Origin of the sequence: Pseudonocardia thermophila (assembly GCF_900142365.1) — a bacterium.
GTDB lineage: Bacteria > Actinomycetota > Actinomycetes > Mycobacteriales > Pseudonocardiaceae > Pseudonocardia > Pseudonocardia thermophila.
In genome coordinates, this window is the sequence record NZ_FRAP01000001.1 from 419,531 (window position 1) to 446,258 (window position 26,728).

Consider the following 26,728-nt stretch of genomic DNA (forward strand, 5'->3'; position numbering starts at 1 on the left):
CTCGCGGGCGGCCCGGCGCTCGTCGCCGCCCCCGGGTGCCGTGCCCGGCGCCGCCGGGGTACCGGTGCGTTCGCTCACGCCACGTCCTCCACGGTGTGCTGCGACTCGACGATCTCGAGGTACGTGGGGCAGGTGGCGAGCAGCTCGCGGTGCCGCCCGATGCCGACCACCTCGCCGTCTTCGAGCACGACGATGCGGTCGGCACCCACGATCGTGGACACGCGCTGGGCGACCACGATCACCGTCGCGTCCGCGGTGCGCGGGCGCAGCGCGGCCCGCAGCCGGGCGTCGGTGGCCAGGTCCAGCGCGGAGAACGAGTCGTCGAACAGGTAGATCCGGGGTTTCTTGACCAGCGCCCTGGCGATGGCGAGGCGCTGACGCTGGCCACCGGAGACGTTGGTGCCGCCCTGCGCGATCGGAGCGTCGAGGCCGCCGGGCATGGCGCGGACGAAGTCGGCCGCCTGCGCCACCTCCAGCGCCTCCCACAGCTCGTCGTCGGTCGCGTCGGCGCGGCCGTAGCGCAGGTTCGACGCGACCGTGCCGCTGAACAGGAACGGCCGCTGCGGTACCAGCCCGATGCGGCGCCACAGGTCCTCGGGATCGAACTCGCGCACGTCCACGCCGTCGACGCGGACGCTGCCGCCGGTGGCGTCGAACAGCCGCGGCACCATCGAGATCAGCGTGGTCTTGCCGGCACCGGTGGAGCCGATGATCGCGGTGGTCTCCCCCGGGCGGGCGGTGAAGCTGACGTCGCGCAGCACCGGTGCGGCCGCGCCCGGGTAGGAGAAGGTGAGCCGGTCGAACTCGACGACTCCGGCGCGCTCGATGACGACAGCGGGGGTCGCGGGCGGCGCGACCGAGGAGGAGGTGTCGAGCACCTCGCCGATGCGGTCGGCGCACACCGCCGCGCGCGGCACCATGATCGCCATGAAGGTGGCCATCATGACCGCCATCAGGATCTGCAGCAGGTAGGCCAGGAACGCGGTCAGCGACCCGACCTGCATCTCACCGGCGTCGATGCGGGCCGCGCCGAACCACAGCACCGCCACGCTGGAGGCGTTCAGCACGAACATGACGACCGGGAAGATCGCCGCCTGCAACCGGCCCGCCCGGATCGCGACGTCAGTGACCTCGTGGTTGGCGACGTCGAACCGGCGCGACTCCAGCGGCTCGCGCACGAACGCCCGCACCACCCGGATGCCGGTGATCTGCTCGCGCAGGACTCGGTTGATCTGGTCGATGCGCACCTGCAGCTGGCGGAACTTCGGCACCATCCGCACGACGATCAGCCCGATCGCGATCACGAGCACCGGCACGCAGACCGCCATCAGCCAGGACAGGCCGGGGTCCTCGTTGAGCGCCATGATCACCCCGCCGACGCACATGATCGGTGCGGCGACGAGCATCGTGCACGACATCTGCACGAGCATCTGGACCTGCTGGACGTCGTTCGTGTCGCGGGTGATCAGCGACGGCGCGCCGAACCGGTTGACCTCGCGGGCGGAGAAGCTGCCGACGCGGTGGAAGACCGCAGCGCGCACGTCCCGGCCGAACGCCATCGCGGTGCGCGAGCCGTGGTAGACCGCCCCGATCGAGCAGCCGACCTGCAGCAGCGTGACCACCAGCATCCAGCCGCCCATCTGCAGGATGTAGCCGGTGTCGCCGGTGGCGATGCCCCTGTCGATGATGTCGGCGTTCAGGCTCGGCAGGTACAGCGAGGCCATCGTGCCGACCAGCTGGAGCGCGACGACCGTCAGCAGCGCACCGGTGTAGGGGCGCAGGTAGGTGCGCAGGAGTCGGACGAGCATGCGGTCAGGTCCCCCCGGTCGGGATGTAGTAGGTCGGGTGGTGGTCGGTCCGGCGGTGGTCCGCGCGGTCCTGGGCCGGCCCGTCGTCGCGGCGGCGGACGCCGTCGAGGAGCGCGTCGACGATCTGCTCGGCCGACAGCGGGCGTCCCTGGCTGATCACCGGGTGCGTGCCGGAGAAGGTGAGCAGCCGCAGCAGGTGCGCGAGCTCCGCGGGCGGCACCGTGAGCGCGTCGGCGTCGGGGGCGACGACGGCGGTCATCGCGGCCAGGAACGCCTCGTCGGTGCGCCGGCGCCGCTCGGCGGCCGGGCCCTCGGTCGGCGGCCCCGTGAGCCCGAGCGCGGAGATGAGCAGGAACGCGCGGTGCAGGTGCCGGGCCACCACGTCGACCATCGCGACGAGCCGCTCGCGCAGGGGCGTGGAGCGGTCGATCGCGGCCAGCTCGCGCAGGGCCGCCGTCGGGTCGAAGGCCTTCGCGACGGCAGCTTCCAGCAGGGCGTCCTTGTCGCGGAAGACGGTGAAGATCGTGCCCTCGGCCACCCCGGCCGCCTCGGCGATGAGCCGGACAGTGACGCGGTGGCCGTGCTCGAAGAGCAGCGGCACGGTGGCGTCGATGATCGCGGCGCGCCGCTCCTCGGGCGGCAGCCGCTCGGCGCGGCGGCGGGTGGGCACGAGGCGCCACCCTAACTGAGTGCGCGCTCAGTAGCCACCTGTTTTACCGGTCAGGCATCTGCGAGCCGCCCGGCGCAGACACGGGACCGTCGAGCCGAACGCCGTCCGCGACCATGCCGGCGTAGTCGTCCGATCGCTCACCGTGATGGTGCACATGCACGTGCACCTAGGCCGTTCGGAGCAGTAGTTCACAGACGTTCAGCTCAAGGCGGACGAGTGGTCGCGCCCAGTGGTCGACGGAACGCGCCGAACGGCACGATCGGGTGACGGCGAGGCGTAGTCGGCACTGCTGTGAACGGGGAGTAGCGCCGCGGTCACGTCCCGGGTACCACAGAAGGCCCCCCTTGCCGGCGACCCTGAGAGGAACCACCGTGTCCACGCCCCGCCGACACTCGCGGAGCAAGCGGCCCGCCGCTCGCCCGGCTGAGGAGATCATCGTCCGCTGCGGAGGGCGGCCGGTGACGGCGGGGATCGCCGACGGCCCGCTGGTGTCGGTGGCGGAGCTGCTGCGCCGGGAGGGCCGCGGGCCGCACGCCGCGCCCGGCCCGCTCCGCCCGCGCACGCACCTGTCGGTCGAGGACCTCGAGCTCCTGCCGCCGCCCCCGCCCCGCCGGTCCATCCGCAAGGTGACCGTCGCGGCGAGCGCGTTCTTCGCGATCGGCGCGGTCGTCGGCCCGTCGGTGCTCGACGACGCCGCGCTCCCCCGCGCCGAGGCCGAGCGTCCTGCGGCCGACGCCGAGCGGGCCCGCAGCGCGCTCGCGCAGGGCGGTGGTTCGCGGTCCCCGCTCTCGACGCAGTTCCTGCCCGCCGGCGTGGAGGCGGTGCGCCTGGCCGGGGTCGTGGGCGACCTCGACGGGCCGGGCGACGGCTCCGGCGCCACCGGAGCTTCGGCGTTCGGTGCGACGACGCGCCCCGGCAGCCCGGTCGCGGGGTCCGGGCTCCCGGGTCTCCTCACGCCGGGTACGCCGGGGGTGGGCGGATCGGCTCCGGCCGCCCCCGGCTCCGGCACCCCCGGCGCGGGCGCGCCCGGCGGCCTGCCCGCGGGCACCCCCGTGGTCCCCGGGCTCGGCGGCGGCACCGGGGGCACCGGCGGCAGCGCCGACACCGGCGGCACCGGCGGCTCGACGGTGACCGTGCCGCTGCCCGGCGTGGAGACGCCCCCGGTGGGCGTCGGCCCGGTGGACGTCCCGCTGCCGGTGCTCCCGGTGATCGTCCCGGAGGTCACGGTCAGCCCGGGCGGGCTGAGCACGCCGGCGCTGTCGGTCGGGACGAACGACGGGGTGGGCGTGGCGACCTCCCCCGCCGCCGTCACCACGCCGGACATCGGCACGACCGGGGCGCAGGTGGGGCCGCTCGGCCTCGGCCCTGCCGAGGTCGTGCTGCCGGACATCGGCGTGAGCGGGCTCGGCGTGGGCGTCGACCGCGAGGGCGCGCAGATCGTGCTGCCCGATCTGGTCATCTCCCCCACCGCCGTACGCACCCCCGATCTCTCGGTGGCCGGCTCCCCGATCCCGCTGCCGGACGTGGAGCTGCCCGAGATCGCGGTCGAGGACCTGGGGAAGAACCCGGTGAAGGCGGTCGGTACGACGGTCTCCGACACCGTGCGCGGCGCCGGGAAGACGGTCGGCGGGGTCGTCGAGGGCGTCGGCGGCACCGTCGAGGGGCTCGGCCGCGCGGTGACGAACCTGGTCGGCGGTGGATCGGCGACGAAGGCGAGCGCCGGCGCGGCGGCCGACGAGCCGGACGACACGAGGACGAACACCACCAAGGCGGAGTCCGGTTCGAAGGGCGACTCCGGCACGAAGGCCGCGGAGAAGGACACCGCGCAGAAGGACACCGCGCAGAAGGAGACCGCGCAGGAGGAGACGTCCTCCGCGAAGCAGGAGCGGTCCGCGAAGCCGTCGGGCGGCCTGGTGCAGGGCCTGACGGGCGCGCTGGCCGACACCGTCACGGGCACCACGGACGCCGTCGGCGGACTCCTCGACACCGTCACGGGCGGCGACGGGTCCTGAGTCCCCGGCCACCGTTCGCTGTGTCCTCCGCCACTGCACGACCGGCGCGCAGCGCTGCCGCGATGCTCCCGATCGGCGGCTGCGCGGCATAGAGTCGGGCCGGCGGAGTTTCCAACGTCGGCCGCCGCAGTGAGAGGAAGGAGCCGCATGGCTGACCAGCAGGTCCGGATGGTGGTCCTGTCGACGGACAACCTCGACGAGTCGATCAAGTTCTACACCGAGACCCTCGGCTTCGCGCTGAAGTTCCGCGACGGGGCGCACTTCGCCGCCCTCGACGGCGGCTCGGTGACGCTCGCGCTGGCGACGTCGGTCGACCACCCGATCCCGGGCCAGGTGGTCGTCGGGATCAAGACCGACGACGTCGACGCCGCGGCCAAGGCCATCGAGGAGAACGGCGGCGGCATCGTGAAGGGCCCGTACGACGACGCCCACGAGCGCCGTGCGGTCGTCTACGACAACAAGGGCAACGGCCTCGTCTTCTACAAGCCGCTGCAGCGGTGACGATCACGTCGATCGGTCGCCGGCGGGCGCGTCGGTGCGGGGCGTCCAGGGCCTGATGGCGCACGCGGGCGATGGGGCGGCGCGGCTGCGCCCGGTGCCGAGCGCGGTCGTGATGCAACCGACCACGACGTGCAACCTGGCCTGCGACTACTGCTACCTGCCGGCCAGGCCGAACCAGCACATGGCACCGGCGGTGGCGCACCGCGTCGCCGCCGCCGTCAACCGGTGGGTCGGCGACGGGCACCTGGTCCGCGTGTTCTGGCACTGCGGCGAACCGCTCGTCGCCGGCCGCGACCGGCTGGCGGACCTCATGGCTCCCTTCGCGGCGTCGGTGGTGCACGGCGTGCAGACGAACGCGACCCTCATCGACGACCGCTGGTGCGAGTTCTTCCTCGACCGCGGGATCGAGGTGTCGATCAGCATCGACGGCCCCGAGGAGCTCGACGTCCATCGCGTGCAGCGCGGCGGCCGGCCCGCGCATTCGCGCATCATGGCCGGCATCGCCGCGCTGCGGCGCAACGACGTGCCGTTCGGGGCGCTGGCGGTCGTCACCGATCCCACGCCGGACGCCGCGCGCCGCCTCTACGACTTCTTCGCCGATCTCGGCGCCCGCCGGCTCGGCGTCTCCCTGCAGCAGTCCCTCTCCCCCACCCGGTGCCCGCGCGACGGCGCGGACTACGAGGAGTTCTGGCTGGCCCTGCTCGAGGCCTGGCTCGACAACCCCGTGGTGCGCATCCGCGAGATCGACCACTGCATCGACGACGCGTTCCGGCTGCTCAACGACCCGGAGCGGAACGGTGCGGCGGACGTCGATCCGCTGCCCGCCGTCGGGTGGGACGGCGAGGTCGTGCTGACCGCGCCCGAGCTGCTCGGCCTCCGCGGGCCGGATGACCTGCCGTTCAGCAGCGGCAACGTGCTGGAGACCCCGCTCGACGCCATCATCGCGACCGCCGCCGAGCGCAGCCCGTGGCTCGCCGCGCACCTCGCTGCGGCGCAGGAGTGCCTGGACACCTGCCCCTACGGCGCGATCTGCCCGGGCCCCTCGCCGGCTCCGTCGTGGTTCGAGACGGGCACGCTCACCACGGGTCCGACCGAGCACTGCCGCGGCGCGGTCATCGCGGCCGCCGAGGCGATCACGCTACCCCTGCTGCGCCGCGCCGCTCGCCCCGCCTGAACCCGCCCCCGGATCCATCGAGACGTCTTCGAGGACGACCTTCCGGCAGCTCGCGGAGCAGAACGCGTGCTGCACGCCGTCGTGGATGAGGGTGATCGTCGCGGTCGCTCGGTCGACGACCATGCCGCAGACCGGATCGATCGCGCCGCCCGTCGGCGCCGTGCGCTCGTCGTCGACGCCGCGGTATCCGCCGGTCATCAGCCGGGTGAGCGCGCTGGTGGTGGCCCGGCCGAGCGTGCCCACGTGGTGCTCGCGGAGCCCGATGAGCTGCGCGACGCAGTGCGGTTCGCGGCGCAGCCGGGTGGGATCGGGTTCAGTGCCGGCGATCGCGTCGGTGATCAGCGGGACGACGGTCCGTGCGAACTCCGCGGTGGCCCACGCCCCGGGCACCGTGACCCGCACGAGGTAGCGCGGGCCCGCAGGACCGCCGGTGGCCCAGGCACGGGGCCGCCCGACCAGCACGTGGATGAGCTCGCGCGCCGATTCGATCGTCGACTCCGGGGTCTGCTCGGCCTCGGTGAGCGCCCGCAGCAGGCGGTCGGCGAGGTCGTGCTCCTGCTCGACGGTCATCGGGCGGCCGGCGACGGATACCTCGACGGTCATCATGAGCGGTCCCGGGTGGCCTCCGGCACGAGCGCGAGCAGCTCGTCCACCGACCACCGGTCGTCGACGTGCGCGCCGAGCTTGCTCGCCAGCACGCGCCCGTCCGGCGCGACGAGGTAGTCGGCGGGCAGCCCCAGCCGTCCGCCGTCGGGGCGCAGCGGTGGGGCGGGGCGGCCGTCGCCGATGGCGCGCACCTCGTGCCGGACCGCCCGCGCGATGGCTCGCCAGCCTCGGGGATCGAGCAGGGAGCGCAGCCCGTGCTCGACCCCGAACTCGCGGTACAGCCGGCGTTCGGGATCGGCCACGACGTCGAGCGGCAGGTCGGCGGTGTAGGGCAGCAGCGCGTCGGCGCGGGAGTGGAACAGGACCACCTCGCGGATGCCGGCGGCCTCGATCTCGTCGAGGCGCCGGACGACCGACCGCAGGTGCAGATGACAGACGGGACAGCCGGCGAAGCGGCGGAACTGCAGGTGGACGAGGCGGTCCGGGTCGGGAACCGGTATCCGTGCCCCGGTCACGGTGATGAGGGTGCGGGCGGGAACGGTCGTGATCGGCATGCCGAGCTCCTGTTCGAGTACAACGTACGCCTACAGCAAGTATGCGCGTACCTTGTACGCTGTCAATTCGTGCCGCGCCCCCGCTCCCTCTCGGCCGACCAGCTCGTCGGTGCCGCGCTCGCCGTCGTCGACCGCGACGGGCTCTCCGCGCTGACGATGCGCGCCGTCGCCCGCGAGCTCGGCGTCGCGACGATGGGCCTGTACCGCTACGTCGCCGACCGGCAGGCCCTGGAGGTGCTGGTCGTGGACCACGTGTTCCGGTCGGTGGACCTCGATCTGCCGGACGGGCCGTGGCAGGACAAGATCCGAGTGCTGCTCGACAGGGTCCGGGTCGCGGTCGCCCGGCACCCGGGCCTCGTGCCGCTCGTGCTGCGGCACCGCCAGGCCGCACCGAGCTCGCTGCGGCTCATCGAGACGATGCTCGCCGTGCTCACCGACGCGGGCCTGTCCGGGACCGATCGCGTCGTCGCGCAGCGCACGCTCGTCGGGTACCTGCTGGGGTTCCTGCAGAACGAGCACTTCGCCGCGCTCTCCGGTCCCGGCACGATCGTGCTGTCCGAGCTGCCCGCCGACGAGTACCCGCTGCTCGCCCGGACCGCGACGGACGCCCGGGCGGTGCCGCCCGACGAGGAGTTCCGCCGCGGTCTCGGCATCGTGCTGCGCGGTCTCACCGCCACCTGAACCGGACGACCCGCACGCGGGTGGGCGAGGTGGCCCGGGCGGCCTCTCGGACGCGGCGGGCGTGAGCGGCCGCGGCGTGCAGCTCGCGGCGGTGCTCGGCGGCGATCGCGCTGGTCAGAAGGTGGTCGTCATGGCTGCCGTGCTCGTCGGCGCGGGCTGGCGGGACATCCGTGGCGACCGCGGAACGACCACGGAAGCCACCACCGAATCCACTGCTGAACCCCGTACTGAAGCCACCACCGGGCGGGCAGCTCACCCCACGAGCCGGGACGGCACCTCTGCGGGACCGTCGGCGCGCTCGCCCACCAGCTCGGCCGCCAGCGCCGCCGGCGCGCGCCGGTCCGCCGCGCCGAGCTTGCGCAGCAGCGACGACACGTGGCTCTCGACCGTGCGGACGGAGATGAACGACCGGGCCGCGCTCTCGGCGTTCGACAGGCGCTCCCCCAGCGCAGCGAGGACCTCACCCTCGCGCGCGCAGACCACCTCCCGGATTCCCCCCGCCGGCACGAGACCATTCTGCCCGGCGGACCAACGCGATCGAGGACTCGATCCGTCCGGTACGCGCGGACCGACGACGAGGGAGACGAGACGATGCGCCGATCGTGGCGGGGTGCGGTGGTGGCGGCGGGGCTCGCCGGGGCCGCGCTGGTGCTGGCCGGCTGCGCGCAGCAGCCGCAGAACGCGACCGTGCAGGCGGCCCCGGTCGGGATCACCGCGCGCGGGGTGGGCGAGGTGACCGGGACCCCCGACAAGGCCACGGTCGATCTCGCGGTCACCACCCGGGCGTCGAACGCCCAGAGCGCGCTCGACGAGAACAACACCCGGTCCACCGCGCTGCGCGAACAGCTCACCGCCCGCGGGGTCGCCGAGGCCGACGTGCGGACCAGCCGGCTCTCCGTCGACCCGACGTTCGACAACGCCGGGCGGATCACCGGCTACGAGGTCACCAACCAGGTCACGGTGACCATCCGCGACATCGCCGCGGCGGGCGGGATCATCGACGCCGCGGCGCGGACCGTCGGGGACGCGGTGCGAGTGCAGTCGCTGTCGTTCGCCATCGACGACAGCTCGGCGCTGCTCGCCCGGGCCCGGGCGGACGCGGTGCACAAGGCGCAGGAGCAGGCCCGTCAGCTCGCCGAGGCGGCCGGGGTCGACCTGGGCGCGATCCGCTCGATCACCGAGACCTCGGCGGGCGGGCAGCCGCCCACCCCGTTCCCGTCCGCAGCGGAGCAGGCCGTGCCGATCTCGCCCGGCACCCAGCGGCTGTCGGTGACCGTCGAAATCGTCTACGAGATCGACTGATCAGCTCTCGGCCGGCTGCAGCACGAAGTCGTAGCGGGCCTCCAGCCACGGCTCGTCGCAGGAGCCCCCGTCGGGCGTCGGTCCGGCGGGGCGCTCCTCGAACGGCACGATCAGCTCGGGCCGCACCCCGAACACGACGTCGTTGTCCAGGTACTTCGCGCCCTGCCGGAAGAGGTGCGTCACCAACTCCTCGTAGCCGGGTGCGGACACGATGAAGTGCACGTGGGCCGGGCGGAAGTGGCTGATCGAGGTCTGCGCGATCAGCTCCCCGACCGGGCCGTCGACCGGGATGCTGTAGCCGAACGGGGCGATCGTGCGCACGCAGTAGCGGCCGTCCGGGCCGGTGGTGTACTTGGCGCGCAGCCGCGCCTCGGCCACGTCCAGCTGGGCCTCGTACATGCCCTCGTCGTCGGCCTGCCAGACGTCGAGCAGCGCCCCGGCGACCGGTTCGCCGTCCAGCCCGCGGACGGTGCCGTGCACGAACAGCGGCGTGCCGGAGATGCCCGCGGCCATGTCGGCGCCGTTCTCCAGCTCGGGCGAGCCGTCGATGTGGAACGGGCCGAGCACGGTGGCGGGGGTGGCGCGCGGGTCGAACTCGTGGTTGAGCTGCACGACGAGCATCGAGATGCCGAGCACGTCGGAGGCGAGGATGAACTCCTCGCGCTTCTCGTCGCTGATCTGGCCGACGGCGGTCAGCCAGCGCATGGCGGCCATCCACTCGTCCTCGGTGAGGCGGACCTCGCGGACGAACTCGTGCAAGTGCCGCACCAGCGAGCGCATGATCTGCGCCAGTCGCGGATCATGGGCGCTACCCCACCGCTCGACCGCCAGTTCGGTGATGTTGTCCTCGGTGGCGAGCTGCATCAGCTGTCCTCCAGTGCCGGATCTCCTGGTACGAGGTCGAGTTCTGTGCGCAGCAGGGCCGCGGCCCCTGCCATGGCGCGCATCTTCCCCTCCGCGGACGCCCGCGGCAGGTACTTCATCCCGCAGTCCGGGGCGAGCGCCAGGTGCGCCGGCGCGGTGTGGCGGAACGCGCGGCGCACCCGGTCCGCGACGACGTCGACGGGTTCGACCGCGGGATCGGACAGGTCGATCACCCCGAGCACGACGGTCTTGCCGGCCAGGTCGGCCAGGACGCCGAGATCGAGCCGGGACTGGGCGGTCTCGATCGAGATCTGGTCGGCCGGGCAGTCGGCGAGCTCGGCGAGGAACGAGTAGCCGGACGGCCGCTCGTTCACGAGTGCGGCGTAGCCGAAGCACAGGTGCACCGCGGTGGTGCCGGTGATCCCGCTCAACGCGGCGGTCACGGCGGACAGCCCGTAGGCGCGGGCGGCGTCCGGGCGGGCCTGCAGGTACGGTTCGTCGATCTGCACGATGCCGGCGCCCGCCGCGAACAGGTCGTGGACCTCGGCGTTGACCAGTTCCGCGTAGGCCATCGCGAGCGCCTCGGGATCGCCGTAGTGCTCGTCGGCCGAGAGCTGGGTCATCGTGAACGGGCCGGGGACGGTGATCTTGACGGCACGGTCGGTGCGGCTGCGCAGGAACTGCAGGTCGCGCACCTGCACGGGGGCCGGGCGGCCCAGCGGGCCGACGACGCGCGGCACCTGCGTGGGGGTTCCGGCGCGGCCGATCACCGTGCCCGGGTGGTCGAGGTCGAGTCCCTCCAGGGCGGCGGCGAAGTGGTTGGAGTAGGACTCGCGGCGGACCTCGCCGTCGGTGACGACGTCGAGGCCGGCGCGTTCCTGGGCGCGGATCGCCAGCTCGGTCGCGTCGTCCTGGGCCTGCGCGAGGTGTTCGGGCGCGGGCCGCCACAGCTCCCGCGCGCGCACCCGGGGCGGCAGGCGGCTCGCCAGCCGGCGGCGGTCGATGAGCCAGTCCGGCTGGGGGTAGCTGCCGACCAGCATGGTCGGCAGCAGGGGCAGCGACCTCGTCGTCGCCGGCGCGGTGGGGGTCATCCCGGCACCAGCACTGTCCGGACGGGCGCCGTCCACGCATCGGTGACGGCGCCGAGCGGGGCTCGTTCGTGTTCGGCGGTGAGCCGGCCGGCCGCGACCAGCTCGGCGATCTTGCGGACCGCGCCGGCCCGCAGCGGGACGGTCAGCTCGTTGTTGGTGTAGCCGCGGACGTGCAGGGACTTGCTGCGCAGCGTCGCAGAGTCCAGCGGCGCGGTCTCGCCGGCGGCGCTGCCGAGGTTGACCAGCCGGCCGCCGGGCCGCAGCACCCGCAGCGCGGCCGCGGCCGCAACCCCGAACACCGGGTCCAGCACGAGATCGACCGGCTCGCCGCAGGCGGCGCGCAGGGCGTCGGCCACGTCGGCGACGTCGGCCGGTCCGTCCGGCAGCGGCGCGACGGCGTCGGCACCCAGTCGCAGCGCCCGCTCCCGAGCAGCCTGCGAGCGGGCGGCGGCGACGACCCGGCGGGCACCGGCGAACCGGGCCAGCTGAACGGCGGACTGCCCGACGACCCCACCGGCGCCCAGCACGAGCACGTGCTCGCCCGGGGTGAGCCCGCCGCGCCAGGTCATCGCCACCTCCGCGGCGACGGCGGACAGGCCGAGCGCGGCGAACAGCACCGGATCGACGCCGGCGGGCAGCGGGACGACGTCGTCCTCGGTGGCGCAGGCGCGGGCCCGCATGCTGCCGTGGCCGGGGGCCATGCCGGCGGTGGTGGCGAACCAGACGGGCGTGCCGGGCGGGATCCGGTCGGTGCCCCGTTCGACCACGCCCACGCCCTGCACGCCGGGCACGTACGGCACCTCGGGCGGGCCGAAGTAGGAGGTGCCGGAGGCGCAGAGCCGGTCGAGCGGGGTGATCGGGGCGGCGGTGACGGCGATGAGCAGCTCGCCGGGACCGGGCTCCGGCGGCGGGGCGGTGGCGGCGACGGGTGGCTCGCCGGGCACGTGCACTACCGCTGCGGGGATCACGGGCGGCCCCTCACGTCCAGGGTTGCGGGGGTACCGGGGTGGCGGCGCGGTCCACCGTCTCGTAGATGCGGCGGGCCACCGGGCGGCGCATCTCCTCGGCGAGCTGCCCGATCAGCCCGGCGGTGCGGGCGAGCAGGGCGAAGCCGCGCAGCAGCGGGATCGGCAGGCCGAGATCGGCCAGGGCGGCGCCGCACACGCCGGCGCCGTTGAGCGGCAGTGTGCGGCCCAGCACCTGCGGATGGACCCGGCCGATCGCGGCGAACAGCGTCAGGTGCGGCCCGACCAGACCCTCCTCCTCCGCGATGGCGAACAGCCGCCGGGTGCGCGGATCACCCTCCTTGTGCACGGGATGGCCGAGGCCCGGCACGAACGCTCCCGCGGCCCGTCGTTCCTCGACGACCTCCAGCGCGAGCGCGTCCCAGCCGTCGTCGTCGCTGGGCAGCGGGTCCCGGTCGCGCAGCACCTCGTGCAGGAACCTGCCGCAGTCCTCGGTGACGCCGAGGAACCGGGAGCCGCCGCCGAGCAACCCGGCGGCGAGCGCGCCCTGGATGGAGTCCGGGGCGGACAGGTACGTCAGCCGGGCCGCGAGTGCGGTGGGGGTGAACCCGTGGTCGGCGAGTGCGGCCAGCACGGCCTCGAACACCCGGACCTGGCCGGGGGTGGGCCGCTGCTGGGTGGCGAGCCAGAACGCCAGCTCACCGAACCCGACGTTGCCCATGACGTCGGTGGCGAGGTCCTGGCCCAGCAGGGTGATCGTCTTCAGGTCGGACGCGCCCAGCGCGGTCGGGTACGGCGCCGCCGGATCGAGTGCGGGGTCAGTCATGGGACGCCTCCAGCCAGGCCCGCAGTTCTTCCCCGTGTTCGTCCAGCTCAGGCGGTGGGAGGTGGTAGCGGGGCGGGGTAGCCGAGAACGTGATCGGGTTGCGCACCATGGGCACGGCCCGCTCACCCTCCCCGACCTGCACGACGGGTTCGAGCCCGAACTTCTCCGCGGCCGCGAAGCCGCCGTCGATGGTGTTGATCGGGCCGGCCGGCACCCCGGCGGCCACGAGCAGCTCGAACCACTCCTCCGCCCCGCGCGCGGAGAGCGCCTTCACCAGCAGCGGTCGCAGCTCGTCGCGGTGGGCGGTGCGGTCGGCGTTGTGCCGGAACCGGGGATCGTCGGCCAGCTCGGGCACCCCCAGCACCTCGCACAGCCTGCGGAACTGCCCGTCGTTGGCGGCGGCGACGATGAGGTCGCGGTCGGCGGTGGGCAGCGGCTCGTACGGGTAGACGCTGGGGTGCGCGTTGCCCATCCGGTAGGGCACCACGCCGCCGGCGACGTAGGCCGAGCTGTGGTTGACCAGCCCGGACAGCGCCGACGACAACAGCTCGATCTCGATGTGCTGGCCCTCACCGGTGGCATCGCGGTGGCGCAGGGCGGCCAGGATGCCGATCGCGGCGTCCTTGCCGGCCATGACGTCGAACACCGAGATCCCGGCCCGGTACGGCGGGCCGTCCGGCTCGCCGGTGAGGCTCATCAGCCCGGACATGGCCTGCACCATCAGGTCGTAGCCGGGGACGTGGGCGCCACCGGTCGAGCCGAACCCGCTGATCGAGGCGTAGACGACCCCCGGGTTCGCGGCGCGCACCGACTCGTAGTCGAGCCCGAACCGGGCCATGCCGCCCGGCTTGAGGTTCTGGATCACGACGTCCGCGCGGCGGGCCAGCTCGCGGGCGAGCGCGCGATCGCCCTCGTCGCGCAGGTCCAGCGCGATCGACCGCTTCCCGCGGTTGATCGACAGGTAGTACGTCGAGGTCGTGCCGCGGGCGGGCGGGATCCAGGTGCGCGTCTCGTCGCCCTGCGGGGACTCGACCTTCACCACGTCGGCGCCCATGTCCGCGAGCAACATCGTCGCGTAGGGGCCGGCCAGTACGCGGGAGAAGTCGGCGACGAGGACACCGGACAGCGGTCCCCCGGAAGTCATTGCACTCCTTGCGTTCGCTGCACGGACAGTTGTCCGTTGTTGGGTGATGCTACGACGCGACGGTCACGTGCGGAACCGTCTCCAGCCGCGCGAAGTCCGCGCTGATCTCGCCCGCGGTCTGCAGGAGCAGCGGCAGGTACTCGTCGAGCAGTTTCTCGACGGGGGTCTCGGCGGCGTGCGTGTTGACGTTGATGCCGGCGATGACCCGGCCGCTGCCGTCGCGCAGCGGGGCGGCCACCGAGCGGATCCCCGGGGCCAGCTCCTGGTCGGTGAGCGCCCAGCCGCGAGCACGGACGTCGCGCAGCTCGGCATCGCGCTCCTGCTTGGTCAGCACCCGTGCCGGCACCAGGCCCGACCGGGACGGCTCGGCGAGGATCCGGTCGACCTCCTCCGGCTCCAGCGCGGCGAGCTGGACCTTGCCCAGCGAGGTGGCGATCGCGGGGAACCGGGTGCCGATCTGCACGGCCAGCGCCACGATCTTCGGCACGGACACGCGGGCCACGTAGACCACGTCGGAGCCGTCGAGCTGGGCGATCGAGCACGACTCGTTCGTGCGCGCGACCAGTCGTTCCATGTGCGGGCGGGCGACCTCCCACAGACCGAGCGACCGGGTGTAGGCCACACCCAGATCGAGCACCCGCGGGGTGAGCGCGAACCCGCCCTCACCGGTGCGGACGTAGCCGAGTTCGGCGAGCGTGAGCAGGATCCGCCGGGCCGTGGGGCGGGCGAGCCCGGTGGCCGCGGCCACCTCGGCCAGCGTCATCGTGGGCCGGCCGGGGCGGAAGGCGGTGATCACCTCGAGCCCGCGGGCGAGCGCCTCGATGAAATCCGGTCCGGTCCCTTCTCGCGGCATCGACTTCCCTTCCCGCCGACCGGCGGCCGACGCCGCCCCTTGACAGGGACCGTACCGCAGTCGAGAGTCTGCTACCCGACCCGTTGACCGTCAGGCGGACAGTGGTCCGATCTTCTCCCGGAGGGTGACCCATGCGCGAGTCCGGACGTCCGGTGGTGCTGCGCGGCGGCCTGGTGCTCACGATGGACGATGCGCACACGGTGCTCCCCGAGGGGGACGTGCTCGTCGTGGGTGACCGCATCGCGGAGGTGGGATCGCGACTCGAGGTGCCCGAAGGCACCGAGGAGATCGACGCGCGCGGCGGCATCGTCATGCCCGGCATGATCGACACGCACCGGCACATGTGGCAGACGGCGATGCGCGGCTACGGCGCCGACTGGACGCTGACGCAGTACTTCGTCTGGTACTACCTCGAGTCCGGTAAGCACTTCCGCCCGCAGGACATCCGCGCCGGCAACCTGCTCGCAGCGCTGGAGGCGATCGACGCCGGCGTCACGACCTGCGTGGACTGGTCGCACGGGCTGCAGACCCCGCTGCACGCCGAGGCGGCGGTCGACGCGCTGCGCTCGGTGCCCGGCCGGTTCGTCCTCGCCTACGGCAACATCCAGCAGGCGCCGTGGGAGTGGGCGACCTCGCCGGACTTCACGGCGTTCGCCAAGCGCATCATCGAGGCCCGCGACGACATGCTCGGCTTCCAGATGGCGTTCGACGTGACCGGGGACCCGGAGTTCCCGGAGCGGGCCGCCTACGAGGTGGCGCGCGAGCTGGGCGTCGCCGTCACCACGCACGCCGGTGTCTGGGGCGCGACCAACGACGACGGCATCCGGCTCGCCCACGAGGCCGGGTTCCTGAACGAGTCGAGCATCTTCGTGCACGCGGCGACGCTCTCCCCCGACTCCTACCACCGCATCGCCGCCAGCGGCGGCTCGGTGTCGGTGTCCACGGAGAGCGAGCAGAGCGCGGGTCAGGGCTACCCGCCCACCTGGGCACTGCGCAACTACGGCATCCCGGTCTCGCTCTCGATGGACACCAGCGTGTGGTGGAGCGGTGACCTGTTCTCCGCCATGCGCAGCACGCTGGGCGCCGACCGCTCCCGCGAGCACCTGGAGGCGCACGCCCGCGGCGAGACCATCACCGCGCACAAGCTGCGCGCCGAGCACGTCGTCGACTGGGCCACCCGCGGCGGCGCGAAAGCCCTCGGCCGCGACCACGAGCTGGGCAGCCTCGAACGCGGCAAGAAGGCCGACATCGTGCTGCTGCGCAACGACGACTCCCCCGTCTCCTTCCCGATCCTGCACCCCTACGGGCACGTCGCTCTCCAAGCGCAGCGCGGCGACGTGCACACCGTCCTGGTCAACGGGCGGATCGTGAAGCGCGCGGCAGGCTGGTCGGCGCCGACCTCGCCGACGCGCGGGCGCTGGTCGCGGAGACCGTCGAGTACCTGCGCTCGACCCTCGGCGACGAGGCGTGGATCAAGGGCATGCACCCCGACGTCCCGGAGACCTCGATCCTCGACAACCCGTACCAGTACACCGACTACGGGACGGCGGCCACCCACGGCGGGTGAGCCGCTCGAGGTCACGGGCAGGAGGCCGACAACTGGGAGGGTCAGGGCCTCCTGCCCGTGTCCGCCACACCGCCAGCACAGGCCGCCCCCAACACACAGCGGAGGAGGCAACGAGCGGCCCTTTCGTGCACTCGGAGTGGACGAAAGGACCGTTCGTTGCGCCCGGGTGGGTGGGGCGGGATCCAGGGGCAGCGCCTCGGATCCGCGGACCCGACCCGATCGTCACCCCTTCCGCAGCACCGGCCCCCCGGGGATCACCATCAGGTTCCCCTCCTCCACGTCGACGCGCGCCCGACTCCCGTGCCCCAGCTCGCCGGCGATGATCATCCGCGACAGCCTCCGGTCCAGCTCCCGGGCGATCGTGCGCCGCAGGGGCCGCGCACCCAGCTCCGGCTGCGTGCCGTGCTCGGCGAACCACGCCACGGCGGCGTCGCGCACGTCCAGTTCGATGCCCTGCTTCCGCACCCGCTCGACGGTCTCGGCGAGCAGCAGTCGGGCGATGGCGCGCAGCTCGTCGGGGCCCAGCGGGTGGAACTGCACCACCTCGTCGATCCGGGCCCGGAACTCCGCCCGGAACACCCCGGGCAGCAGCTCGACCCCCAGGTTGCTGGTCATGATCACGACGGTGTTCGTGAAGTCGACGGTGCGGCCGTGCGCGTCGGTGAGCCGGCCCGCGTCGAGCACCTGCAGGAGGGTGTTGGTGACCTCCAGGTGCGCCTTCTCGATCTCGTCGAGCAGCAGCACCGCGTACGGGGACCGGCGAACGGCCTCGGTGAGCTGCCCCGGCTCGTCGAACCCGATGTGGCCGGGTGGTGCCCCGACCAGCCGCATCGCGGAGCCGCGGTCGGCGTACTCGCTCATGTCGAACCGCAGCAGCGCGTCGGGCGAGCCGAACAGCACCTCGGCCAGCGCACGGGCCAGCTCCGTCTTGCCGACCCCGGTCGGCCCGATGAACAGGAACGACCCGACGGGCCGGTTCGGTGAGGAGAGCCCCGCCCGGCCGGCACGGACGGCGTCGGCGACCGCGGTGACCGCCTCGTCCTGCCCGACGACCCGCCGGTGCAGCAGCCGCTCCAGGTCGAGCAGCTTGTCCCGCTCGGCGCGGGTCAGCTCGGTGACCGGGATGCCGGTGCTGCGGGCCACGACAGCGGCGACGTCGTTCGCCGTGATCAGCGGTGGCCCGCTCGGCGGCGGGGCCTCCGCCGCCTCGATCTCGCGGGTCAGCTCCATCGCGCGCTCGTAGTCCTCGGCGTCGACGGCGACGTCGCGGGCGCGGCGCAGCTGCTCCAGCAGGGAGGCGCGGGCGGCCGGGTCGGTGGGCACGCTGATGCGGGCGCGGGCGGCGGCGCGGTCGAGCAGGTCGATCGCCTTGTCGGGCAGGAACCGGTCGGTCAGGTAGCGATCGGACAGGGTCGCGGCCGCGGTGAGCGCGTCGTCGCCGATGAGGACGTCGTGGTGCTCCTCGTAGCGGGCGCGCAGGCCGCGCAGGATCTCGATGGTGCCCTCGACGGTCGGCGGCGCGATCCGCACCGGCTCCAGCCGCCGTTCCAGTGCGGCGTCCTTCTCGATGTGCTTGCGGTACTCACCGGGGGTGGTGGCACCGATCAGTTGCAGGTCGCCGCGGGCCAGCGCCGGCTTGAGCAGGGTCGCGGCGTCCATCGGGGCGCCCTCCGCCGAGCCGGCCCCGACGATGGCGTGCACCTCGTCGATGAACAGCACGACGCCCCGCTTCGCCCGGACGACCTCGTCGATGATCGAGGTGAGCCGCTGCTCGAACTCGCCGCGGTACTTCGTGCCCGCGACCATCGCGCCGACGTCCACCGACACGACGCGCACGCCGCGCAGCTGCTGCGGCACGCTGCCCTCGGCGATGCGCTGCGCGATGCCCTCCACGATCGCCGTCTTGCCCACGCCGGGATCCCCGATCAGCACCGGGTTGTTCTTGGTCCGGCGGGCCAGGACCTCCAGGACCTGCTCGATCTCCGCGTCGCGACCGATGACCGGGTCGAGCCCGCCGCGGGCGGCCCGGGCGGTCAGGTCGGTGCCGAACCGGTCCAGCCGCGGGGTGCGGGCACCGCGCTGCGGCGCGGCCTGCTCCGGCTCCTCCCCCGTGGGTGCGGTGAAGTCGGGGTCGGTGAACGGGCGGAACGCCTCCCCGAGGTTCTCGGTGAGGTTGCCGAGCAGGCGCTCGACCATGTCGTCCAGCGGACCGAAGCCGCCGGGTCGGTCGTTGTCGGGCACGGGCACCTCGTCAGTCTCTCGTGGGCGGGCGTTGCCTCGATGGTGCCTGAAATGCGCGGACGACGACGGCCAGTACGGCTCGACGGCGATCACGGGCCGCGGCGCAAGCCCCCGACCCGGGCATGGATAGGATCCGGCGCGATGCGTCGACCGGTGCAGTGGCAGGCCGCTCCCCCTTCGCTGGCCGCGCGGCACCGTCCTGAGGTACAGGGCCTGCGCGCGGTCGCGGTGTTCCTCATCGTCGTCTACCACGTGTGGATCGGGCGCGTCTCCGGCGGTGTCGACGTCTTCTTCGTCCTCACCGGGTTCCTGCTGACCGGCGGGCTGGTCCGCGCTGCCGAGCAGGGCCGGCTGAACCTGCGGGCCCGCTGGACGCGCACGCTGGCCCGGCTCGTGCCCGCCGCGTCCGTGGTGCTCGTGGCCGTTGTCGCGGCCGGGATGTGGCTGCTGCCGGCCGGGCGGTGGAGCCAGACCGTGCGCGAGGTGGCTGCGGCGGCGCTGTTCGCCGAGAACTGGCAGCTCGCCGCCGACGCCGTCGACTACGAAGCCCGCTCGCAGGCCACGAGCGTCGTGCAGCACTTCTGGTCGCTCGCCATCCAGGGCCAGGTCTTCTTCCTGTTCCCGCTGTTGGTGGCGGTGATCGCGCTGGCCTGCGGGCGGCGGACCGAGCTGATCCGCGGTCGGGTGACGCTCGCGCTGCTCTGGCTCGGCGCGGCGTCGCTGCTGTTCTCGATCGGCCAGACCGCCGACAACCAGCCGCTGGCCTACTTCCACACGACGACCCGGTTGTGGGAGTTCGCGGTCGGCGGCCTGCTCGCACTGCACCTGGACCGGCTGGTGCTGGCGTGGAAGCTGCGGATCGCGGCCGGCTGGGCGGGCGTGCTCGGCCTGGTGGCCTGCGGTGCGCTGCTGCCGGTCGCCTCGACGTTCCCCGGTTGGATCGCGCTGTGGCCGGTCACGTGCACCGCGCTCGTGCTCGCCGCGGGTGCCACCGGCAGCCGGCTCGGGGTGGATCGGCTGCTCACCAACCCGGTGGCCCGCTGGATCGGCGACCGCAGCTACGCGATCTACCTGTGGCACTGGCCGATCCTGATCATGGTCATGGCGGTCACCGGCGGCACGTTCGCCGACCTGCCGACCGGCCTCGCGATCGTCGCGGCCGCGGTCGTCGCCGCAGCCTTCACCCACCGGTTCGTCGAGGAGCCCGCCGCCCGCCGCGGCGGCCTGCGGATCCCCGCGGTCGCCACCGCCGCCGTCCTGGTCGCGACGGTGGCGTGGCAGGCCGCGGCGATGCTCGCCGACCGCCCGTCCGGCGCGGCCGGGGCCCCCACCCACCCCGGCGCGCTCGCCCTCGCCGACACCTCCATCGACCCCGCCGCGTGGGAGGGCGTGCCACCGGTGCCGCCGCTGGTGTCGGTGCACGAGGACTGGGAGCGGATCGAGCGCTGGAACTGCCGGCCGCTGCAGGGCTTCCCGCAGGACCTGTGCACCCGGCCCCGCCCGGGCGCGCAGGAGCCGCCGGCGCGGCGCGTGGTGGTGGTCGGCGACTCGCACGCCCAGCAGCTCTCCGCGGCGCTGGGCCCGATCGCCGACGCGGAGAACTGGGAGCTCACCGACATCGTCCGCGGAGCCTGCCCGTTCTCCACCGTCTCGGAGAACGATCCCGACGACGCCGACTGCGTGGCCTGGCTGGCCGCGGCGTTCGACGAGATCGCCGCGCTGCGCCCGGACGTCGTGGTCACGCTCGCGACCCGCACGGTCCGGGTCGGCCTGACCGAGCACACCCCGGCCGGCTTCGTCGAGCAGTGGCGGCGACTGGCCGACCTCGGCATCCCGGTGCTCGCGCTGCGCGACAACCCGCGCTTCGACGAGTCGATGCCCGACTGCGTGGCCCGCAACTCCGAGGATCCGTCCGTGTGCGGCGCCGACCGCGCTGACCTGTACGCGCCGGAGCCGCCGTGGGTCCGCGCCGAGGGTGTGCCGCCGACGGTCTCGTTCCTCGACATCGCCGACGCGGTCTGCACGCCGGACCGCTGCCCGGCCGTCATCGGTAACGTGCTGGTCTACCTCGACGACAACCACCTCACGGCGACCTACGCGACCACGATGGCGCCGCTCATCGCCGACCGGGTGCGCGCCGCGATCGGCAGCCCCTGACCCCGTTGAAGGAGTCAGTGTTGACCGTCCGGCGTTGACCGGTCCGGCGCGGCCCGAGCAGGATGGAGTGCTCCCGGCCCGACGACGCGCGAGGAGCCGCCGTGTATCCAGGGAAGTTCGCCGCCCTCACCCCCGACAAGCCCGCGGTCGTCATGTCCGACACCGGCGCCGCGCTCACCTACGCCCAGCTCGAGGAGCGCTCGGTGCGGCTGTCGCGGGCGCTGTGGGACGCCGGCCTGCGCCCCGGGGACAACGTCGCGCTCCTGGCGGAGAACTCCCTGCGCACCTACGAGGTGTACTGGGCGGCCATGCGCAGCGGGCTGTACCTGACCGCGATCAACTTCCGGCTGCACCCCGACGAGGTGACCTACATCGTCGACGACTGCGGGGCGAAGGCGCTGGTCGTCTCCACGGGGCTCGCCGAGACGGCCACCGTCGTCCACGACGCGACCCCCGGCGTCGGGCTGCGGCTGGCGTTCTGCACCGACCCGGCCGACGACCTGCCGCCGGGCCACGACGACTACGAGGCCGCGCTCGCCGCGGCCTCCCCCGAACCGCTGCCCGAGCAGCCGCGCGGCCGGGACATGCTCTACAGCTCCGGCACCACCGGCCGGCCGAAGGGTGTGAAGGCGCCGCTGCCCGGGGTGTCGGTGACCGAGGGCGGCGACCTGCTGCTCAGCCTGTTCGGCCCGCTCTACGGCTTCGCCGCCGACACCGTCTACCTCTCCCCCGCCCCGCTCTACCACGCCGCCCCGCTGCGCTTCGGCGGGATGATCCACCAGGTGGGCGGCACCGTCGTGGTGATGCCGCGGTTCGACGCGGCCGCCGCCCTGGCCGCGATCGAGCGCTACCGCGTCACGCACAGCCAGTGGGTGCCGACGATGTTCGTGCGGATGCTGAAGCTGCCCGACGAGGTCCGCACAGCCCACGATCTGTCCTCGCACCGGGTGGCCGTGCACGCCGCGGCGCCGTGCCCGGTCGAGGTCAAGCAGCGGATGATCGACTGGTGGGGCCCGATCCTGCACGAGTACTACGCCGCGACGGAGTCCATCGGGCTCACCGTGATCGACTCGCCCACCTGGCAGCAGAAGCCGGGATCGGTGGGCCGGTCGCTGCTCGGCGTGCTGCACGTCTGCGGCGACGACGGGCAGGAGCTGCCGCCCGGCGAGGTCGGACTGGTGTACTTCGAGCGCGATCAGTTCCCGTTCGCCTACCACAACGATCCCGAGAAGACCGCCGCGGCGGCCCACCCGGACCACCCGACCTGGGCCACCACCGGCGACGTCGGCTACGTCGACGAAGACGGCTTCCTGTTCCTCACCGACCGGCAGTCGTTCATGATCATCTCAGGCGGGGTGAACCTCTACCCGCAGGAGATCGAGAACGCGCTCGCCCTGCACCCGGCCGTGCTCGACCTGGCTGTGATCGGCATCCCCGACCCGGACATGGGCGAGCAGGTCAAGGCCGTGGTGCAGCCCGCGCCGGACGTCGAGCCAGGGCCCGAGCTGGAGGCCGAGCTGCTGGAGTTCCTGCGCGCCCGCATCGCCGGCTACAAGATCCCACGCAGCATCGACTTCACCGACGACCTGCCGCGCACCGAGACCGGCAAGCTGCAGAAGCACAAGCTGCGGGCCCGCTACACCTCGCCGGCCCCGGCGTGACGGCTGCCCGCTACTTCTTCGGCTTGGCGTAGATCGACTCGATCGCCTCGGCGTACTTCTTCGCGACGACGGCCCGCTTCACCTTCATCGATGGGGTCATCTCGCCCCCCTCTTCGGTGAAGTCGACCGGGAGGATGCGGAACTCGCGGATCTGCTCGGCGCGCGACACCTGCGAGTTCGCGTCGTCGACGGCCTTCTGCACCTCGGCGCGCAGCAGCGGGTCGTCGACGAGCTCGGCGAGCGGGGTGTCCTCGGGCCGGCCGGCGTTGCGCAGGAACCGGGGCAGCGCCTCCTGGTCGATCGTGATGACCGCGCCGATGAACGGCTTGTTGTCGCCCACCACCATCGCCTGGCTGATGATCACGTGCGAGCGGAGGCGGTCCTCCAGCACGGCCGGGGCGACGTTCTTGCCGCCCGCGGTGACGATGAGCTCCTTCTTGCGGCCGGTGATGTAGAGGAAACCGGCGTCGTCGAGCTCGCCGATGTCGCCGGAGTGGAACCAGTCGTCGGTGAAGGCCTCCTTCGTGGCAGCCTCGTTGTTCCAGTAGCCGCGGAACACGATGGGGCCCTTGAGCAAGATCTCCCCGTCGTCGGCGATGCGGACCGCGTGGCCGGGCACCGGCCGCCCCACGCTGCCGACGCGCTGCGCGTCGAGGGTGTTGACGGTGACGCCCGCGGAGGTCTCGGTGAGCCCGTAGCCCTCCAGCACCGGCAGCCCGATCCCGCGGAAGTAGTGGCCGAGCCGCTCGCCGAGCGGTGCGCTGCCGGAGACCGCCGCGACGACCCGACCGCCGGTGACGGCCCGCAGCTTCGCGTAGACGAGCTTGTCGAACAGCGCGTGCTTGAGCCGCAGCCCGAGGCTCGGCCCGCCGGAGTCCTGCGCGCGGCTCCACGCGATCGCGACGTCGGTGGCGGTGTCGAAGATCTTGCCCTTGCCCTCGTCGTGGGCCTTCTGCCGGGCAGCGTTGTAGACCTTCTCGAACACCCGCGGCACGGCCAGCAGGAAGGTCGGCTTGAACGACTGCAGGTCGTCGACCAGCTCCGCGATGTCGGGCGTGTGCCCGATGACCGTGCGCTTGTACACGGCCCCGCACTGGATGACCTTGCCGAACACGTGGGCGAGCGGCAGGAACAGCAGCACCGAGCCGCCTTCCTGCAGCAGCGTCGGCAGGATCGTCGCGACGCTCTTGATCTCGCTGAGCAGGTTGCGGTGGGTCAGCTCGCAGCCCTTCGGCCGGCCCGTCGTGCCGGAGGTGTAGATCAGCGTGGCGAGGTCGTCGGCGCCGACCGCCGAGCGCCGCTCGTGGACCTGGTCCTCGGGCACCTCGGCGCCCTTGGCCTTGAGCTCGTCGACCACACCGGCGTCGATCTGCCACACCTGCGGCAGCGAGCCGAGCGCCGCTTTCACCTGGTCGAGTCGCTCCATGTGTCCGGCGTTCTCGACGATGATGCCCACCGCGCCGGAGTCGGAGAGGATCCAGCTGATCTGGTCGGCCGACGAGGTCTCGTAGATCGGCACGGTGATCCCGCCGACGGCGAGTATCGCGTAGTCGAACAGGGTCCACTCGTAGCGGGTGTGCGAGAGCAGGGCGACCCGGTCACCGGGCTTGACCCCGGAGGCGATCAGCCCGCGCGCGACGTCCGTGACCTCCTTCGCGAACTCGGCGTAGGTCATGTCGTGCCACTGCTTCGCCGCGTCACGCCTGCGGACCCCGACGCTGCCGGGAGCCACCCGCGCGTTCGTGTAGACGGCGGCCACGAGATTCTCGTCGGCCGCGACCTCGAAGGTGGCGGGAACGCTGTACTCGCGCACGGAGGACCTCCTGGAGCCGGCACTGGCAACGTCCGAACGAGGCGAACCTACCTCGGGGGTAATGCGGACTGCAGGCGCCTCGCGTCGCGATTCCGCAAACAATGCCCGGAAGGTCCGGCTCCTCGGCCTCGGCGGTGGTCGCCGCCGGGATGGATGATCATCCTGCCACGGGCGCCGTGCCCTGCCACCCGCGGCGCGCCTCGTCCGGGGCACGCCGCCCCGCCGGTGGACGGGGTGGCCGCCACCGATCCGGCCTGATCCCGGCCGCGCTGCGCCGGCGCCGGCCCGCCGAGGACGCCTCCGGGGCGGCGTGGGACCTGCGCGGCTCGACCGGTCGCCCGACCGACAGCGTGGTGCAGCTCGACCCCGCGCTGCCGCGCGGCGGGTACGCGCTCGACGTCGGCACATCGATGCAGTCGGCGCGGCCGACTCGGCAGGGCGCGCGGCTGCCGCGACGCGGATCGCGCCTGCAGGAGCTCCCCCCCCGGCCAGCTTCGTCACGCCCGCCGCACGACCACCGCGTCTCGAGCTCGCGCCTCAGACCGGCTCGGCGACCGCCCCGCCGGCCGCTGCCCCGAGCTGCTGCAGGTACCGGTAGTTGCCCGGCCGCAGCCGCATCGCGTGCACCACCGTCAGCGGCGGGCCCGGGGCCACCACGATCTCCAGCAGGTCCCGTTCGTCGGTGACCCCGATGTGCAGCACCGTCTGGCCCTGCTCGACCGAGCACAGCGGGGCGTCGAGGACCGCCCGCATCTGGTCGACGGTGACGCCGTGCTTGCGCGCGTTGCGGGTCACCACCACGGCCGGAGAGCCTATGCCGGACCGCTCGGCGCACCGTTCATCGCCCGGCGGCTCGCGATGCGGCGCCGGTCACACCCTCGGTGACCGACGCGGCAGCCCAGCGCGCAAGGTCACCCGTTCGTGGCGCCGTGACCGCCCGCACGTCGCCACGTCGAACACGCAGGGTAGTTTTCCTGATGTCGACCGAAGGACGGGAGGATCATCCGATGGCGTGGTGGGCAGGCCGGAAGGACCGTGAGGTCGAGTTGCAGCACCTCGCCCTGCTCGCCGACCAGAACGCCGAGGCGGCGGCGTACTTCGCCGAGGACCGCCCGGACCGCGCAGCGGCCGTTCTGCTCCAAGTGCGTGCCGAGTGCGAGCAGCTGTTCGGAGCGCACCACCCGGCGTCGCTCACGGTGACCGGCAACCTGGGCGTGGCCCTGGTCGCGGCCGGTCGCGGCGCCGAGGGCATCGCGGTGCTCGAGACCTCCGTGACCGACCGCATCCGCGCCTACGGCAACGACCACCCCGAGACGCTCACCGCCCGCGACGCGCTCGCCACCGCGTACCGGCTCGCCGAGCGGTGGGAGGACGCGATCGCGCTGTACGCCGAGGTGGAGGCGGCGCGCCGGCGCATCCTCGGCGCCGCCCACCCCGACACGCTGACCACGCGCATGGGCGCGGGCCTGGCCATCGCCGCCACCGGGGACATGCGTTCCGCGACGGCGCTGCTGGAGGACGCGCTCGCCGACGCCGAGCAGGTGCTGGGTGCCCGGCACCGCTCGACGATCGCGCTGCGCGCCGCCACGGGCGCCTGCCTCGCGGTGGCCGGGCGCACCACGCGCGCCATCTCGATGCTGGAGCGCGCGATCGAGGACTCCAGCGCCCTGCTCGGACCCACCCACCCCGAGACCGAGGCGCTGCGCGCCGATCTCGCCGACGTGCACCACCCGGAGCGGCTCGGCATCCACCGCCCCGTCCCGGCGTGACACCGGGAGCCCGTCAGAACCCCGGGTACCCGGCGGGCGGGATGCCCTCGTCGTCGCCCGGCTCCTGCTCCTGCTCCGGCCCCGGTTCGGGCACCGTGAGCAGCAGCGGCAGCGCGGTCGCCGCGAAGAGCAGCACCACCGCGAACCAGGCGAACGGCAGCAGCACCGCGAGGATCACGAGGACCGCCAGCGCCGCCACCACCCGGTCGACGACGATCGAGCGGGGCGGGATGAGCCGGGTCTCGAGGCGTGGATAGCGCGCGGCGAGCCCCTCACCGATCTCCTGGAGCAGCTTCTGTTCGCGCTCGTCGAGGGGGCGCGGCTCGTCGTCGGGCCGCGGGTCGATGGTCGCCATGTCCGGTCACCTCCGCCGGCCTGCGGACCTCCATGATGGGCCCGAAGGGCCGGGAAGGCCATCGGTTCTGCCACCCATCTCCGCGTGGGTGGTACCTGTAGCCCGTCCGCGCAC

23 protein-coding genes and 1 pseudogene are annotated in these 26,728 nt (G+C 73.4%); 9 read left to right on the top strand and 15 right to left on the bottom strand.

Annotated elements, in window-relative coordinates; all coding sequences use genetic code 11:
* Positions 1-74: 74 nt before the first annotated feature.
* Entirely contained in the window at positions 75-1,808 is a 1,734-nt protein-coding gene (locus BUE41_RS01960; protein WP_073455048.1) for an ABC transporter ATP-binding protein, read from the bottom strand.
* 4 nt (positions 1,809-1,812) lie between these two features.
* Positions 1,813-2,478: a TetR/AcrR family transcriptional regulator gene (locus tag BUE41_RS01965; RefSeq protein ID WP_073455049.1), complete on the bottom strand. Its 666-nt coding sequence runs from the start codon at positions 2,476-2,478 to the stop codon at positions 1,813-1,815.
* Between the two features lie 371 nt (positions 2,479-2,849).
* Here BUE41_RS01965 and BUE41_RS01970 point away from each other — a divergent pair, with 371 nt between their 5' ends.
* The 3 genes from BUE41_RS01970 (at position 2,850) to BUE41_RS01980 (ending at position 6,165) form a co-directional block, all read left to right on the top strand.
* Positions 2,850-4,490: a hypothetical protein gene (locus BUE41_RS01970; protein ID WP_159444843.1), complete on the top strand. Its 1,641-nt coding sequence runs from the start codon at positions 2,850-2,852 to the stop codon at positions 4,488-4,490.
* Between the two features lie 147 nt (positions 4,491-4,637).
* Positions 4,638-4,991 (top strand): VOC family protein, encoded by a 354-nt coding sequence (locus BUE41_RS01975; RefSeq protein WP_073455051.1) that lies wholly within the window; start codon positions 4,638-4,640, stop codon positions 4,989-4,991.
* A gap of 34 nt (positions 4,992-5,025) precedes the next feature.
* Positions 5,026-6,165, top strand: a complete 1,140-nt coding sequence (locus BUE41_RS01980; protein WP_143171919.1) for a radical SAM protein — start codon at positions 5,026-5,028, stop codon at positions 6,163-6,165.
* On the opposite strand, the gene BUE41_RS01985 is transcribed toward BUE41_RS01980, so the two are convergent.
* Together BUE41_RS01985 and BUE41_RS01990 are read right to left on the bottom strand one after the other, a co-directional pair.
* Positions 6,130-6,768, bottom strand: a complete 639-nt coding sequence (locus BUE41_RS01985) for a YHS domain-containing protein (protein WP_200803709.1) — start codon at positions 6,766-6,768, stop codon at positions 6,130-6,132. The two genes, BUE41_RS01980 and BUE41_RS01985, sit on opposite strands and share 36 nt — an antisense overlap.
* A complete protein-coding gene (locus BUE41_RS01990) occupies positions 6,768-7,325 on the bottom strand; it encodes a peroxiredoxin-like family protein (protein WP_073455053.1) in 558 nt (185 codons plus the stop codon). The genes BUE41_RS01985 and BUE41_RS01990 overlap by 1 nt, the downstream gene beginning before the upstream one ends.
* A 69-nt stretch (positions 7,326-7,394) precedes the next feature.
* On the opposite strand from BUE41_RS01990, the gene BUE41_RS01995 reads away from it, so the two are divergent.
* Complete coding sequence (locus BUE41_RS01995; RefSeq protein ID WP_073455054.1) at positions 7,395-8,006, top strand: TetR/AcrR family transcriptional regulator C-terminal domain-containing protein; 612 nt, start codon at positions 7,395-7,397, stop codon at positions 8,004-8,006.
* A 252-nt stretch (positions 8,007-8,258) separates the two neighbouring features.
* On the opposite strand, the gene BUE41_RS31630 is transcribed toward BUE41_RS01995, so the two are convergent.
* Positions 8,259-8,513: a response regulator transcription factor gene (locus BUE41_RS31630; protein ID WP_234996892.1), complete on the bottom strand. Its 255-nt coding sequence runs from the start codon at positions 8,511-8,513 to the stop codon at positions 8,259-8,261.
* A gap of 84 nt (positions 8,514-8,597) precedes the next feature.
* On the opposite strand from BUE41_RS31630, the gene BUE41_RS31635 reads away from it, so the two are divergent.
* Positions 8,598-9,308, top strand: coding sequence for an SIMPL domain-containing protein (locus BUE41_RS31635; protein WP_073455056.1), 711 nt, complete (start codon positions 8,598-8,600; stop codon positions 9,306-9,308).
* Here the strand turns inward: BUE41_RS31635 and BUE41_RS02015 are convergent, their stop codons facing one another.
* Genes BUE41_RS02015 through BUE41_RS02040 form a run of 6 tightly spaced genes read right to left on the bottom strand, consistent with a single transcriptional unit; the run spans position 9,309 to position 15,051 of the window.
* Entirely contained in the window at positions 9,309-10,172 is an 864-nt protein-coding gene (locus BUE41_RS02015; RefSeq protein ID WP_073455057.1) for a dioxygenase family protein, read from the bottom strand.
* Complete coding sequence (locus BUE41_RS02020; protein WP_073455160.1) at positions 10,172-11,263, bottom strand: 5-methyltetrahydropteroyltriglutamate--homocysteine methyltransferase; 1,092 nt, start codon at positions 11,261-11,263, stop codon at positions 10,172-10,174. The genes BUE41_RS02015 and BUE41_RS02020 overlap by 1 nt, the downstream gene beginning before the upstream one ends.
* Positions 11,260-12,231, bottom strand: a complete 972-nt coding sequence (locus tag BUE41_RS02025; RefSeq protein ID WP_073455058.1) for a quinone oxidoreductase family protein — start codon at positions 12,229-12,231, stop codon at positions 11,260-11,262. The genes BUE41_RS02020 and BUE41_RS02025 overlap by 4 nt, the downstream gene beginning before the upstream one ends.
* 10 nt (positions 12,232-12,241) lie before the next feature.
* Positions 12,242-13,054 carry a citryl-CoA lyase gene (locus tag BUE41_RS02030; protein ID WP_073455059.1) on the bottom strand — a complete coding sequence of 271 codons (813 nt, stop codon included), beginning with the start codon at positions 13,052-13,054 and terminating at the stop codon, positions 12,242-12,244.
* Complete coding sequence (locus BUE41_RS02035; RefSeq protein ID WP_073455060.1) at positions 13,047-14,198, bottom strand: CaiB/BaiF CoA transferase family protein; 1,152 nt, start codon at positions 14,196-14,198, stop codon at positions 13,047-13,049. The genes BUE41_RS02030 and BUE41_RS02035 overlap by 8 nt, the downstream gene beginning before the upstream one ends.
* A 49-nt stretch (positions 14,199-14,247) precedes the next feature.
* Positions 14,248-15,051 (bottom strand): IclR family transcriptional regulator domain-containing protein, encoded by an 804-nt coding sequence (locus BUE41_RS02040; RefSeq protein ID WP_073455061.1) that lies wholly within the window; start codon positions 15,049-15,051, stop codon positions 14,248-14,250.
* A gap of 131 nt (positions 15,052-15,182) precedes the next feature.
* On the opposite strand from BUE41_RS02040, the pseudogene BUE41_RS02045 reads away from it, so the two are divergent.
* Positions 15,183-16,618: pseudogene (locus BUE41_RS02045) on the top strand (amidohydrolase family protein).
* 222 nt (positions 16,619-16,840) lie between these two features.
* On the opposite strand, the gene BUE41_RS02050 reads toward BUE41_RS02045, so the two are convergent.
* Complete coding sequence (locus tag BUE41_RS02050; RefSeq protein ID WP_234996894.1) at positions 16,841-18,859, bottom strand: ATP-dependent Clp protease ATP-binding subunit; 2,019 nt, start codon at positions 18,857-18,859, stop codon at positions 16,841-16,843.
* 141 nt (positions 18,860-19,000) lie between these two features.
* Between BUE41_RS02050 and BUE41_RS02055 the strand changes: the two genes are divergently transcribed.
* Complete coding sequence (locus BUE41_RS02055) at positions 19,001-21,016, top strand: acyltransferase family protein (protein WP_159444844.1); 2,016 nt, start codon at positions 19,001-19,003, stop codon at positions 21,014-21,016.
* Between the two features lie 101 nt (positions 21,017-21,117).
* A complete protein-coding gene (locus tag BUE41_RS02060) occupies positions 21,118-22,677 on the top strand; it encodes an acyl-CoA synthetase (protein ID WP_073455063.1) in 1,560 nt (519 codons plus the stop codon).
* Between the two features lie 10 nt (positions 22,678-22,687).
* Here BUE41_RS02060 and BUE41_RS02065 read toward each other — a convergent pair whose 3' ends face one another.
* The gene (locus BUE41_RS02065) at positions 22,688-24,490 is read right to left on the bottom strand and encodes an AMP-dependent synthetase/ligase (protein ID WP_073455064.1); all 1,803 of its coding nucleotides are present in this window, start codon (positions 24,488-24,490) and stop codon (positions 22,688-22,690) included.
* 537 nt (positions 24,491-25,027) lie between these two features.
* Entirely contained in the window at positions 25,028-25,291 is a 264-nt protein-coding gene (locus BUE41_RS02070) for a hypothetical protein (RefSeq protein ID WP_073455065.1), read from the bottom strand.
* Positions 25,292-25,497: 206 nt separating this feature from the next.
* On the opposite strand from BUE41_RS02070, the gene BUE41_RS02075 reads away from it, so the two are divergent.
* Positions 25,498-26,259, top strand: a complete 762-nt coding sequence (locus BUE41_RS02075; protein ID WP_073455066.1) for a tetratricopeptide repeat protein — start codon at positions 25,498-25,500, stop codon at positions 26,257-26,259.
* A gap of 13 nt (positions 26,260-26,272) precedes the next feature.
* Here the strand turns inward: BUE41_RS02075 and BUE41_RS02080 are convergent, their stop codons facing one another.
* Positions 26,273-26,614 carry a DUF3040 domain-containing protein gene (locus BUE41_RS02080; RefSeq protein WP_073455067.1) on the bottom strand — a complete coding sequence of 114 codons (342 nt, stop codon included), beginning with the start codon at positions 26,612-26,614 and terminating at the stop codon, positions 26,273-26,275.
* Between the last annotated feature and the right edge of the window lie 114 nt (positions 26,615-26,728).